The organism is Dyadobacter sp. CY327, from assembly GCF_021390415.1.
Classification (GTDB): Bacteria; Bacteroidota; Bacteroidia; order Cytophagales; family Spirosomataceae; genus Dyadobacter; species Dyadobacter chenhuakuii.
Genome location: NZ_JAJUXJ010000007.1, coordinates 91,078 through 104,038, shown reverse-complemented (window position 1 = coordinate 104,038; position 12,961 = coordinate 91,078). Strand labels below are relative to the sequence as shown.

11 protein-coding genes are annotated in these 12,961 nt (G+C 46.2%); 3 read left to right on the top strand and 8 right to left on the bottom strand.

Annotated elements, in window-relative coordinates; translation table 11 throughout:
• Positions 1–6 precede the first annotated feature (6 nt).
• The 3 genes from LZG74_RS16635 to LZG74_RS16625 are packed head-to-tail and all read left to right on the top strand — an operon-like array spanning position 7 to position 1,912.
• Positions 7–306 carry a circadian clock KaiB family protein gene (locus LZG74_RS16635; RefSeq protein ID WP_026629890.1) on the top strand — a complete coding sequence of 100 codons (300 nt, stop codon included), beginning with the start codon at positions 7–9 and terminating at the stop codon, positions 304–306.
• The gene (locus tag LZG74_RS16630; protein WP_233797660.1) at positions 303–626 is read left to right on the top strand and encodes a circadian clock KaiB family protein; all 324 of its coding nucleotides are present in this window, start codon (positions 303–305) and stop codon (positions 624–626) included. The genes LZG74_RS16635 and LZG74_RS16630 overlap by 4 nt, the downstream gene beginning before the upstream one ends.
• Positions 623–1,912 carry an ATP-binding protein gene (locus LZG74_RS16625; protein WP_233797659.1) on the top strand — a complete coding sequence of 430 codons (1,290 nt, stop codon included), beginning with the start codon at positions 623–625 and terminating at the stop codon, positions 1,910–1,912. Before LZG74_RS16630 ends, LZG74_RS16625 begins: the two co-directional genes overlap by 4 nt.
• Before the next feature lie 233 nt (positions 1,913–2,145).
• Here LZG74_RS16625 and LZG74_RS16620 read toward each other — a convergent pair whose 3' ends face one another.
• From LZG74_RS16620 to LZG74_RS16585, 8 genes are all read right to left on the bottom strand, one after another.
• The gene (locus LZG74_RS16620; protein ID WP_233797658.1) at positions 2,146–3,813 is read right to left on the bottom strand and encodes a hypothetical protein; all 1,668 of its coding nucleotides are present in this window, start codon (positions 3,811–3,813) and stop codon (positions 2,146–2,148) included.
• 33 nt (positions 3,814–3,846) lie between these two features.
• Positions 3,847–6,093 carry a hypothetical protein gene (locus tag LZG74_RS16615; RefSeq protein WP_233797657.1) on the bottom strand — a complete coding sequence of 749 codons (2,247 nt, stop codon included), beginning with the start codon at positions 6,091–6,093 and terminating at the stop codon, positions 3,847–3,849.
• Complete coding sequence (locus tag LZG74_RS16610) at positions 6,086–7,210, bottom strand: BatA domain-containing protein (RefSeq protein ID WP_233797656.1); 1,125 nt, start codon at positions 7,208–7,210, stop codon at positions 6,086–6,088. Before LZG74_RS16610 ends, LZG74_RS16615 begins: the two co-directional genes overlap by 8 nt.
• Positions 7,211–8,119, bottom strand: coding sequence for a DUF58 domain-containing protein (locus tag LZG74_RS16605; protein ID WP_233797655.1), 909 nt, complete (start codon positions 8,117–8,119; stop codon positions 7,211–7,213).
• A gap of 64 nt (positions 8,120–8,183) precedes the next feature.
• A complete protein-coding gene (locus tag LZG74_RS16600) occupies positions 8,184–9,170 on the bottom strand; it encodes a MoxR family ATPase (RefSeq protein WP_233797654.1) in 987 nt (328 codons plus the stop codon).
• Positions 9,171–9,247: 77 nt separating this feature from the next.
• On the bottom strand, positions 9,248–9,865 hold the full coding sequence (locus LZG74_RS16595) for a DUF4159 domain-containing protein (RefSeq protein ID WP_233797653.1): 618 nt from the start codon (positions 9,863–9,865) through the stop codon (positions 9,248–9,250).
• On the bottom strand, positions 9,862–11,199 hold the full coding sequence (locus tag LZG74_RS16590; RefSeq protein WP_026629880.1) for a TldD/PmbA family protein: 1,338 nt from the start codon (positions 11,197–11,199) through the stop codon (positions 9,862–9,864). Before LZG74_RS16590 ends, LZG74_RS16595 begins: the two co-directional genes overlap by 4 nt.
• A gap of 6 nt (positions 11,200–11,205) precedes the next feature.
• The gene (locus tag LZG74_RS16585) at positions 11,206–12,843 is read right to left on the bottom strand and encodes a TldD/PmbA family protein (RefSeq protein ID WP_233797652.1); all 1,638 of its coding nucleotides are present in this window, start codon (positions 12,841–12,843) and stop codon (positions 11,206–11,208) included.
• Positions 12,844–12,961 lie beyond the last annotated feature (118 nt).

Sequence of the window (12,961 nt, the reverse complement as noted above, 5' to 3'; positions counted from 1 at the left end):
ATATAAATGGAAGACGCAGCAGAAATATGGGAGCTTAGATTGTATGTAGCCGGCAAAACCACCAAATCGGTCACCGCGCTCGCTAATCTTAAAAAATACTGTGAAGAATATTTAAAGGATAAATATGTCATTGAAGTAATTGATCTGCTGTTACAACCGCAATTGGCTGAGGGCGACCAGATACTTGCTATTCCTACGCTTGTGAAAAAAGTCCCCGAGCCAATCCGCAAGATTATCGGCGACCTTTCGAACGAGGAAAAAGTATTGGTTGGACTTAATATACGCCCTGCAAAGAGAACAGAATGAGCGATAACACAGACATTATGCCGTCAAACGGGGATGAAGATGATATTCACTACGAGCTAAGGCTGTTCATTACAGGCGCGTCCATCAATTCCAGAAGGGCAGTCGTTAATGTAAAGGAAATCTGTGAAACATACCTCAAAGACAGATACTCTCTGGAAATCATTGATGTTTACCAACAAAAAACCATAGCTGAAAAAGAACAGATCATTGCCTTACCTCTACTCATTAAAAGTGCGCCGCTACCGGCACGAAGACTGATCGGAGACATGTCCGATACAGAAAAAGTACTCAAAGGTCTGGGAATTTCAATTGAAACATGAACACGCATAAGACATATGAAGAGCTGTTAAGGGAGAACGAAGAGCTGCACGCGCAACTTGAAGAAGCTACGGAGACGATCCATGCGATCCGTTCCGGGCAAGTGGATGCATTGGTTGTTCAGAATCCCGATGGCGGACATCAGCTTTTTACATTGAAAACCGCCGACCAAACTTATCGCGTTTTCATTGAGAAAATGAATGAGGGAGCTGTAACGCTCAATCATGAGGGCCTGATATTGTATTGCAACTCCATGTTCGCGTCTATGATCAACCTCCCGCTTTCAAAAGTGGTGGGACTGCATTTCGCCGATTTCATTGCCGATGGATTTCTTGAAATATACTTGGATCTTTTCCATAACGGGTGGAACGAGGATAGCAAAACAGAACTTTGCATTAGCAGAGGCGGCGCGCAGGTTCCCTGCCAGCTGTCCGTAACCATGCTGCAATTGGACGAGGGCCCGGCGCTGAGCATTATATTGACAGACTTGTCTTTTCAGAAAGAAATTCAACAACTACTGAAACAGAATAACTTGCGTCTCGCCGAGATTAACACCGAGCTGGAAACCAGCAACCATGACCTACAACAATTTGCATCCATAGCCTCCCACGACTTGCAGGAACCGCTGCGCAAAATATTAATTTTCTCCACGATACTCAGGAACAAGCTGGTCGATGAGCTGACGGAAGAGAACATTACATATCTGGACAAAATCATCGCATCTTCTCAAAGAATGCGCAACATGATCACCGATATACTCAGTTATTCAAGGCTTTCAACTAATCTTAACAACTATTCCTTGACCAGCTTAAATGAGGTCGTCAATGAGGTGCTGGAAGATTATGAAATCCTCATTTTGGAAAGAAACGCAGAGGTTATAGTTGACCAACTGCCTGATATAGAAGTCAACAGAGGTCAAATTAAACAGGTTTTTCAAAACCTGATCAGCAACTCTATCAAGTTCTCCAAGCCCGGGCTTGCGCCGGTAATACGCGTTTCGGGAGGCGTTCACGAGGAAGCGGAAGGTGCATTGAAAGATTCTTCAACGGCAGCGACCTGCTACATTACGGTTTCTGACAACGGCATTGGTTTTGACGAGCTGTATAACGAGAAGATTTTCTCTCTGTTTGAGCGGTTAAATACCAAAGACAAGTATGAAGGATCCGGCATTGGTCTGGCCATTACCAAAAAGATCATTGACAAGCACAATGGAAGCATTGCCGTGTCCAGCAAAGAGGGCGAAGGCGCCATTTTTGAACTGACATTGCCTGTAAATCAGCGTGTTTGACGCGTGGGATTTAACTATTTTTAAGATTTCGCCTATTAGTTAATGTATAATTTTGAAGATCATCGAAATCTTCAAAATGCATCCCATAGACCTCCAGACGTCGAAAAAGCGGTTCCTACAGTCTTGCCCTGCATAGCCAAACGCCCGTTTGCATGCTTACCGGAGCTAATACGAGTGGTAAAACTACCTTTCTAAAAACATGGTTGAAAATGCATGGTAAATTCGAAGAATGGCTATAATTTCCGTTCAATCCACACGGCAAGAAAGCAAACAATAATCAATGCAAACCACATCCAATCCGGAAGTTTTTGCTTGACTTCGTTTGAATGTTGCGATGAAATGCCGGTTTCATTCCGCAACTTTTTTTGCAGGCTGTTGTAGATTATTATGAAGTTCGTTAGCCTGGCTGTATTATAAAGATCTCCGGCAGTAGCCTGATTTTCAACAAACATTTCCATTTTCAGAGAGTCGCGCGAGCTTATCCAGCCAATTTCTGTGGGCTTAAAAAAGGCCTTGGCTGATCCCTCATTTATAGGTGAAGTGCTTAAAAAGACTGAGTCGGAACCGATCTTTATGAAATTTAATAAATTAGAAAATCCATTGAATGTCACCTCGGTATCAACGCCCTCGAACAAAGGTGCCTGCACTTGAACGTTATTGGTGGTTGCGGGCACAACGGGTGCCAGAATTGCATCCCAAACCTTTTGATAGGCAGCACTATCGCCTGCCAGTTGCAGTGGAAAAGTTTCATTTAATAAGCTCACGCCTACCCTTCCGCGAATCCTCTCAACTGCAATAGGCAGTGTCCCGGAAGTAAAATAACGATTGCCCGGCACGAAACGGAAAGGCAGCGCCGTAAGCCCGGGACTTACCAAAACGGATTCCTCCACCGATATCCTCCTTACCTTCAGCTGGGTTCCCAAGGAAGCGTTTATAGCCTTGATCTCATCCTCTGGCTTGTTAACATTAATAAACAAGACACTTTTACCAGCTGCTAAGACCTTCTTAACCAATCTATTGTTAACATTTCCAGCGTCAGTTACGACAACGTCAGGATCCTTTGCCCTGTTAATCGTCTCCTGGCTCCGGATGTTTTTGGACAATGTTGCTGCATAGATCACGGCGTGCCCGGCTTTGCCGAGCCAGTTTGCCAGCGCCCGGCTTTCAAAATCAGGGCTGTCCAGTAAAAACTGAAATGTGAATTTCTGTGATGGCCGCGCATAGAAACGGATTGTATCTCGAATTTCGCTGCCCATAGCAAGCTCAATAAGCGTCCTTTCTTCCGTGAACACCGGAAATTGCAGGTGGAATTGATTAAACCCTTTTTGTAATGCAATGCTATCGAGCACATTATCACCGTATTTTAATTTCAAAACCTGCGGTTTGGATGAAAGCACATTACCCTGCACAACCTGCATCTCCCCTTTTCGAACAACGCCTTTCCAGTGTAACTGCTGCCATTTGTCTTCCGGCAAATAGGGAATCCACTGAATTCGCTTCGGCGCGGCTTGCAGGATTGTGTTAAATATTTCGGGCTGAAAATCCTGGCCAGCCAGAATCAGTGTATCAAATCTTGCACTTTTAATATCGCTGGAAACCGTTTTTTTAAGACTGTTAATGCTGTCTGTTAATGCAGTAGCATACGATGACGGAATATCATCACCAACTATAAAACCCGTAACCGTTTCTGCCTTTTTGAGCAAATACGGCCGAATGATAAAAGCCACAACAGCCAACCATAACAACACGTTCAGGCTCAGTCTGAGCCAGTGCCGCGGGATCAGTTGATTATCCTTTTTCGCACGTAAGCTCAGCCACAGTTGCAAAGGCAACAGTAACAGCGCAAGTGCCAGAATAATGAGGTTAAGGGGCTCAGGCCAGTTAAAATCGAATTGAATCATACGTATTTGTTGAGCCAACCAGCTGTTTTTAATTTAATGCAGCTTTCTCCAAAATGCTTCTTCCAACCTTTTCTCGCTGGAATAATGGCTTCGGCTCTGCTCAGAATGATTGGTGTATTTGTATAAACCGTTTCTCAGGCGCTGTTTTTCATTGGACGACAACTTTCTCCCATTAACAAGTTTCTGAAGCGCGCCAATCATTTCCCAATTCCCTAACCCGCCATTGAACGGTTCGTTGTTCATGAGCCGGTCTGACAATGCAGTTCCAGCCAGTCGCAATCTGGCCCGTTGTTCGTTGTCAAGCTTTTCGTAGCCCAAAAATCCTGAAACTTCTGCTGCCAGCTGAGCAATCGTTTTATTTTTATAGAACTTTTCAACGCTTAGATCTGCGTTGATCTGCTTCAATTCACCGCTCAAACGCTTCTCTTTTTCCTTGATCGGCGGCGGATCATAACCGCTTTTTTTGACATACGTCCGGGCTTTTTGCTGAGCAGTTTTTAAGAATTCAAGGGCCTTATGCTCAAACGGGAGCGCTTTTTCGGGCTCATACAACCGTAAATGCAACTCTGACTGCCACATTTGTTCCAAGGCCATTTTCAGCAAACTCCGCGTCGATTGCTCATAAAATGTGTTCGTCTCCGCATCGTCATGCGCATGAACATATTGCTCCATTAATGCCGCCAGCGGATCCTTCTCCCCTGCATCCCCATGCGCTTTTTCATGCGCGTGCCCGTCATGGTCGTGCTGATGCTCCGGCTCTGCGGCCCGGCTGTCCGCAGCCCGGCTGTCCGCAGCCCGGCTGTCCGAAGCTTCTCCCTCACCATCCGACTTGTGCGTAAAAGCATCCAGCATATTGCCTCCATCGGCTTCCGGCGGTGCACCGCCGCCGCCAATGCTCGTTTCAAATTCCTCTCCCAAATACTGCCCGTAACGCAGCCTCAGCACTTTTTGATCAAAACCTATCTCATTGGAAACAGAAGCAAATTCCTTCGCAGGGATCTTTTTACGTTTGGCAATTAATTTTTCGGTGTCAATGATGATTTGTCGCTGGCTTCTGAAATATTCAGGCATAATGTTCACGGCCATTGTCGCCAGTTCTGCCTCCTCGACTTGGGAAGTGTCTTTGTAAACCAAGAAGTAAGTGTCTGATTTGCTGAAATTTGGCTGAGGTGACTTGTTGTCAACTGCTGCCCAATAGTAGTAAAGTTCGTCCCCCGGAGTAAAGTTTAGCTCATTGAGATTGATCACCTTTTGTAAATCAGCCTCTTTAAAATCTGTCGGGAATAATGGGAATTTCACCTCGCGGAACTTCACATTTTCCCCTGAGCCGCGTGCGAGCGTGGCTACAATAAATGCCTGACTAACACGGAAATCGTCCGAAATTTTTGCCGTAACCTTGATCGTCTTAGTGTCTTTCAGGAAATGATATTTATACAATTCTTTTGATGCAGGCTCTATTTTTGGCGCAAGATCGGGCAAGGCTTCGAGCCGGTAAAAATCAGATTGGTATATAAGCGAATCTTTCCAATAACCCTTAATGGAATACAACCCGGATCCTGTAATCTTGTCTGAATGTGTAAAAAGGCTATTCTGCCTTCGAAACGAGACCTCCTCACCCTGGCTGTTGGCGAGACGAAGGACAAGGTTTTCTGAATGGGTGAATTTCACATTCCATGTTAACGCCGAGCCGGTTACAGCACTCACATTCAGGTCACTCGACTGCTGCTCAGGCAATTTCGTATAGGCGGGTGGCGCAATGTTGATGGTGGCAGATTCGTATCTGGGTGCAAGGGTAACATTCGCTTTTTGTGGCTCCTGTTTCCTTATGTACTCTTGACCTGTTGTATTTTCATTAAATGAAATGGATGGATAAATGATATAAAATGCCACCGCAATCAGAAACAGGGCCATATAGGCGATGAGGCCGTTATAAAGTTTGGCGATAGGAAAGTCAAAATTGCGGTTCGCGATGCGCTCTAACTGCAATTGCTCTGCAACATTCAATTCAGTTTTTTCCAGGAGGTGGAGGCTGTATTCCGTTTCACCGACATGGTTGTGGATCAGCGAGATAGCCTCTTCTCTGTTGTTTTTATAAATCCCTGTGAAAACAATCCCGGCTCCCAAAGCCGCAAACGCAGCAAATATGCTGAGCATATGCAACGGACCTGCAAAAACCGAAACGAAAAGGTAGGCAGAACCGGCCAGCAGCAAGCACCGGAAAATCGCGCTCACATACAGCTGGCTCGTCACCGACCCGATCAGTTTCCTTAACTCATGCATTGCGCGCCGTTTTGTGATTGAGTGAAATCCAACGTTCCAGCATGACTACCAGCACAAACAATAACAATAACCAATGATACAAACCATCCGAATGCCGTTCTTTCAGCGGTTCCACGCTGCCAAATGCTGATTCCAACTGCCTTTGGCTTAAAGGCCTCAGATTTTTATCTAGCTGATAATGCGTGATCAACATTTCTCCTAGCCACTCGGGCAACTGTCCGTTCTGCACCATTGCGGATGTCGCCAACCGCAATGAATCACTTACTGAAATGACATTACCAAACACCTGGTTATCAATGCCTTTTTGTGGAACAACATACAAGGTTTGCTCATTTAGGAGGGTAATTGGCTTATCCGTAAATATCCAATCGTATTTGCTTTTTAACCCGGTTGCCATATCAATGCTGACAGGAATTTCAAAAACATCTTTCAATGCTTCCAAGCCAGCCTGAACCGTCTCCGCTTCATCCTGATTTTCATAGTCAATCAAAACATTAATGTTATCGCGACCCGTTTTCTGAGCGAACCCGATCAAAGGGTTCTCCGCCTGCTGCGCTGAATCCTTAACTGCATATAATTTGTAAGTTCCAGGGACCACAATTTTTGGTAACCGGCTTATATCCTGATTATTAAGCAGATATAAGTTCAAATGCGTGTTATCCCCGGCAATGCTATTAATGCTCTGCTGCAAGAAGAATAAGCTGCCCTTTGTCTCAGGAATGTTCGTTAGGTCTGCCAGTGGCTTCAAATCAGCGCTAACGAAGACGACCCTTTCTTTCCGTTGCAATGCATTTTCAAGCTCGAAACGAAAGTTACTGGTCACCTTTGGGTCAGCCTGGACCAGATGCACCTGCTCTTTTTCCTGATTTCTGCCGAACTGATTTAAGATAGGTCCACTCAGCAGCATTGAAAGTAAAATCACTAGTAAACAGCGAATCAACAGCAGGGGAATTTCGTCTATTCTAATGCCTCGGTGCTTTAACGAAGTTTTGTCGATAAGCCATTGCGAAGCCGCCCAGGCAATCTGTTTGCCTTTTTTTTGATACCAGAAATGGATAATTACCGGTAAAGCAACTGCCAGCATTCCCCAAAGCATATATGGATTCAGAAATCCCATTTATCCTTTCCGTTTGGTTAAATACGCCTTCAAAACCATCCCTATTGGATCGCTCATGCGCACACGCACCAGGGTCACATGCGGGATCTGCAAAGCCTCCTTCAATTCAAGTAAATACCGATCAGCCGATTCACGGAATTTCTCCCGAACAGATCCTGCTTCCAGTTCTATCTCCTTACCCGTTTCCAAATCCTTAAAACGATAGAAACCTTCGAGGTTAAAATCCATTTCCTGATCACCAAGGATTTGAAATACAACGATTTCACGATAAGGCCCCGCAAGGGAACGGATCAGATCCAGCCATTCATCGTGTGTTTGCAAAAAATCACTTACAAAAATCAGCTGCTCCTTTTTCTTCGATTGAAACTCGGGAAACTTGATTTTCTGACCGGTTTTGGATTCCCTATCCCATATTCCGCTCGCAATAGTTTTCTCTAAACCAACCAAAATCTTCTGGAAAGCCTGCTTACCGGAAGACGATGCGCCAGTCGCGGAAATGGTGTGGATCGAGCTGTCTTTCAATGTATAAAGCGACATTTGATCATTCTGAATGTAGCAGAGATACGCCAGTGAGGCCAATAAAATCTGCCCATACTGCAACCGGCTCACACCATTTTCAAGATAATTCATGGAACCGGAAAGGTCCAGCACAAACCGCACCTGCTTATCGCTCTCCGTTGAGGATTCGCGGATCAAATGCTTATCCGTGCGCGCAAACAGCTTCCAATCAATCCGCTTGGGATCATCCCCGGGCTCATAATGCCGATATTGCTCAAACTCCACTCCTATCCCCGACCGCTTGCTGGCATGGATTCCCAACATCAGCTCCTCGCTCACCAGCTTGCCGGTCAGTTGCAGATTTTTCAGCTTGATGAGCTGTGAAGCAAGCAGGCCGGTGGTCACTGCCATATGAATAATGTTATATGTCTCTGGAAATAGAAAAACGAAACTGAGTTGTGTCACCCGACCAACATCAGTTTTTCACAGCAGGCAGCAATTGGTCGATCACCTGATCGGTGGTTATGCCTTCTGCCTCCGCACGAAAATTCATGGCGATCCGGTGCCGTAATACCGGGTAAGCCAATGTCTGAATATCTTCCGGAATCACCGCGAAGCGTTCGTGCAGGACCGCGCGGGCTTTTGCGCAGAGTACGAGCGCCTGCCCTGCCCTTGGCCCCGCTCCCCAATCGCACCATTCCCTCACAAAATCCGATGGGCTTCCCTCGGGCCTTGTTGCCCTAACAAGCTTATTGATCCGCGTTATCAGCTCGTCGCTAATGTGAACTTGCCGGGTCAGCTGTTGTAAGGCAACGATTTCCGTGTCGGCCAGGACACGGTTAATGCCAGGCCTCAGCGATCCGGTTGTGCCTTTCAGCACGTCGAGCTCTTCCTGCTCATTGGGATAATTTAATTTGATATACAACAAAAACCGATCAAGCTGCGCCTCAGGCAATGGATAGGTGCCTGCTTGCTCGATCGGGTTTTGCGTTGCAATGATCAGGAATGGGTTCGGAAGCTCGTAGTTTGTTCCACCATATGTTACAGTTTTTTCCTGCATGGCTTCGAGCAATGCGGCCTGCGTTTTAGGCGGCGTCCGGTTAATTTCATCGGCCAGGACTACATTCGCAAACACAGGGCCGCGGTTGAATTTGAAGAATTTCTTGCCGGTTTCATGATCTTCTTCCAGAATTTCGGTCCCTACAATGTCTCCGGGCATCAGATCGGGCGTAAACTGGATCCTTTTGAAGCTCATATGCAGCGCTTCGGACATGGTTTTTACCATTAATGTCTTTGCCAAACCCGGAACGCCTTCCAACAGGCAATGCCCTCCGGCAAGCAGGGAAATCAATATTTCATCAATCGCTTCCTGCTGACCAACAATCACTTTGGCAATTTCCTTTTTCAGAAGCGGCAGCCTTGCAACCAGCTCTTTGTAATGGCTCAACTCCAATTTTTCCAAACCTCAGAATGCAGTTTTATTTGTTAAAAAGTTAAAAGTCGACAAGTGTAATGATCGTGTTAATCATGCTAAACTGGCTATGCATTTAGCGCATAGACTACAATATTCACACCAAAACGTGTATTGTCAACTGCCAGAAAACGCTTGTTACGAAAATCATAATCCCATTCGCAGCCGTAATCTTTATTGCTATATAACACACCGATCCGTCCATTGATCGTAATCGCTTTGAGATAATCATGCACAAGATCATCGCCCCAGCCATTCAACTCGAATGAAGTCGTTGGCGGCCCTTCCTCAAATTTGAAAAAACTGGAATAAATAGGGTGGTTATTGGGGATCTTTTGCAAGGCTTTGGGACCAAACGTCCGTTCCATTTCCTGCTCAAACGATTTGGCGAAAAGTCCATCGATATCATGATTGCAATCGTCCACAAAAACGAAGCCGCCATTTTGCACATATCGACGAAAATGGTCCCTTTCCTGCGTCGAAAACTCAACCAGCTTGTGCCCGCTCAGGTAGCAAAAAGGACTTTTGAAAATTTCATTGCTGTTCAATTGTACAACTTTTTCCTTCTCATCAATCGGAATAGTGGTGTATTCAACCAGCGAATGCAGCAGATTGGACGGCATTCGCTGGTCGGTGTCCCAGTTTCCGGACGTGTATTGAATTCGAGTAAAGAAAAAAGGCTTCAAACCGCGTCGGAAAGTGAAGAAAAAGTAAACTCCCTGATTTTCATTGGCGGAACCATATAATTCCTGTCCGATTCCGTACTCACGACCCTTTCTGATCTACCCAATGTTTCGAGGTTGTTCAGCATAATGACAGGACTTTCGTTAAAACGGAAATTTTTGACCGGATGCTTAATGACGCCGTTTTCAATGTAAAATGTGCCGTCCCGGGTAAGGCCGGTCAGTAACAATGTTTGCGGGTCCACTTCCCGGATATACCAGAGTTTGGTAACCAAAATCCCCTGTTTCGTGGATTTGATCAGTTCTTCCATGGTGGCGGTTCCTCCGTCCATAATCACATTGCTGGGAGATGGAACGGCCTTTACATTGTTTTTTTGTGCCCAATAGCGCGAGTAGACCATGTTTTTGACAACCCCTTTTTCTATCCAGGCCATTTTGTTCAAAGGCTGCCCATCTCCTGCCCAGGGCGATGCCGGCAGATCCGGATGCGTGGGATCGGAGTAAATGTTCACGCGCTCGTCGACGATTTTCTCGCCCAACTTGGTCTTCCCCCCTGGCTTGCTTAAAAAAGAGCGGCCTTCGTCAGCGCTTCTTGCATCAAAATTGAAATATATATTTTCCAGTAAAACCGCCGCCGCCGTTGGTTCCAGAATGACGGTGTATTTTCCCGGCTCCAATGCTTTCGCATTCATGGAACCCATCGCTTTCTGGATCGCTATGGTCGTTGCAGCAGCCGTATCAAGCTTGTTTACATCACTATAACCCCGCGCAATGTAGCCAGAGCCCGTGCCATCCGGCGTGCGAACCGTGAGGGAAAAGTTGACGCTTGTGCTCGGGTAATAAGCGAATAACCCTTTGGAATTCATCATGGCGGAATAGCCTTTCTGGTTGTCCAGGAAGCCCGCTGCCGTCAGGTTTTTTCCTCTCGATAGTTCCAGGCTTTTCGCAACGGCATCGGCGCGCTTATCAGCATTGATGCCAGCCGTGGATTCGAAGAAACCGGATGATTTGAGATAAGTCTGCGGACCCAGAATGCTCACATATTCAGGATTTTCGGGCGCCAGCTGAGCGAGCTCCTCAGACCTCCTTACCACTTTTTCCAGCGACTCATCGCTGAATTCATCAATGGTGGCGACACCCACTTTTTTGCCAAAAGCCGATTGTACGGATAAATTCTGGTTGACCAGCGATCCGCTTGTGGACACTTCGTTCCTTGCGTAACGCAGGTTGCCCCGCTCTTCTCCCAGCAGGTTAATTTCGCATTCGTCCGCTTTGGAGTAAGCCAGCACTTTCTGCATTAATGCCTTTGCTTCTGATTCAGATAGTATGATAGACATGGCTGGTTATATTTTTCTGGCTGTATTGATCACATTAACCCCGTTAAAACGCGTTGTCGAACTTCCGTGCGATACAGCGCTGGATTGCGAGGGCTGGCCTTTGCCGTCGAAGAATGAGCCGCCGAGACGATAGTCCTTTTCATCACAAACCTGCACGCAAGAATTCCAGAACTCCTGTGTATTGGATTGATAAGCCACATCTTTCAGCATGCCGACAATCTTACCGTCCTTGATTTCATAAAACAACTGCCCGCCAAACTGGAAATTATAGCGCTGCTGATCAATCGAGAACGAGCCGTCACCAATAATATAAATGCCTTTTTTGACATCCTTGATCATGTCGTCCACGGATAACGGCGTCTTGCCAGCAGCCAGCGAAACATTCGGCATTCTCTGGAATTGTACGGAAGACCAGCTATCGGCATAGCAGCAGCCATGCGACTCTTTCTCACCGATAATGTGCGCCTGATCGCGGATTGCCTGATAATTGACTAAGACACCATCCTTCACCAAGTCCCATTTCTTTGTATTAACACCTTCATCATCCCAGCCAACAGCTCCCAAAGATCCTTCCTGTAATTTGTCGGCGATCAGGTTCACTTGTTTGCTGCCATACTGGAAGTTTTTGGATTTCCATTTATCCAATGTTGCAAACGAAGTCCCTGCAAAATTGGCCTCATAACCGAGCACACGGTCCAGTTCGAGCGGGTGGCCGACGGATTCGTGAATGGTCAGCCAGAGGTGCGATGGATCCAGAATAAGGTCATATTTGCCGGCTTCCACTGATTTTGCCGTCAACTTTTCTTTGGCTTGTTTGGCTGCCGCAGTAGCATCTTCCAGCATGTCGTAACCTTTGTTGTAGCGCGTGGTCACGCCGGTAATTTTGTCGGACGGGTTGGCTTGCAGATAATCGTAACCCATGCCCATTGGTGCGCTTAATGCGTTCCTGGTTTCAAATTTTCCACTTTTCGGATCAATGGCCGTAACATTGAAGATCGGCCAGATCCGGTGAACGTCCTGGTCAATGTAGGAACCATCGGTGGAAGCAAAATATTTTTGTTCATTGACTAAAAAAAGCACTGAATTCACATAATTAGCGCCATTCTTCATCGCTGCATCATTTACAGAAAGCAGCAGGTCAACCTTCTCCTTAATAGGCACTTCGAAAGCATTTTTCTTGATCGGCGCTTTCCAGCTCACTTCACCAAAGCCTTTTTGCGCGGCCAGTTGCACGGGCTCTTTCATCAGCTTTGCATTCGCTTTCGCAATTGCCACGGCATCTTCGGCGGCTTTTGCCATTTGCGCCTCATTATTTACATCAACAACAGCGGCAAAGCCCCAGCATCCGTTGGCAATCACGCGCACGCCCACGCCGTAGGATTCTGTGTTTACAATGTTCTGCACTTTGTCTTCACGGGTTACCACAAACTGATTGAGATAACGTCCGATCCTGACGTCGGCATAGGAAGCGCCTTTGGATTTTGCAGCATTCAGCGCGGCATCAGCCAGTCGTTTTTTGACGGCTACATCCACACTTTTCTCAAGAAATGCTTCGGGGGAGACATTTCTGCCCATTGCAAAAGCAGGCATCATGAACGCTCCGGTTCCGAGTCCAGCCAATTGTATAAAGTCTCTGCGTTTCAAAGTATATGGTTGCTAATAGTGACGAATTGGGTCATTGGAATAAAAGGCGTAATGCATAAGCTAGCGAAAAGCTGCAACAGATTCAATGCACTTTTTATGTAAGGAAATTAAAAATACA

Excerpts from the sequence above, each read along its gene's own strand:
- LZG74_RS16610 (WP_233797656.1), bottom strand. The coding sequence starts at position 7,210 with ATGGGATTTCTGAATCCATATATGCTTTGGGGAATGCTGGCAGTTGCT.
- LZG74_RS16590 (WP_026629880.1), bottom strand. The coding sequence starts at position 11,199 with ATGTCTATCATACTATCTGAATCAGAAGCAAAGGCATTAATGCAGAAA.
- LZG74_RS16625 (WP_233797659.1), top strand. The coding sequence starts at position 623 with ATGAACACGCATAAGACATATGAAGAGCTGTTAAGGGAGAACGAAGAG.
- LZG74_RS16615 (WP_233797657.1), bottom strand. The coding sequence starts at position 6,093 with ATGCATGAGTTAAGGAAACTGATCGGGTCGGTGACGAGCCAGCTGTAT.
- LZG74_RS16635 (WP_026629890.1), top strand. The coding sequence starts at position 7 with ATGGAAGACGCAGCAGAAATATGGGAGCTTAGATTGTATGTAGCCGGC.
- LZG74_RS16630 (WP_233797660.1), top strand. The coding sequence starts at position 303 with ATGAGCGATAACACAGACATTATGCCGTCAAACGGGGATGAAGATGAT.
- LZG74_RS16620 (WP_233797658.1), bottom strand. The coding sequence starts at position 3,813 with ATGATTCAATTCGATTTTAACTGGCCTGAGCCCCTTAACCTCATTATT.
- LZG74_RS16605 (WP_233797655.1), bottom strand. The coding sequence starts at position 8,119 with ATGGCAGTGACCACCGGCCTGCTTGCTTCACAGCTCATCAAGCTGAAA.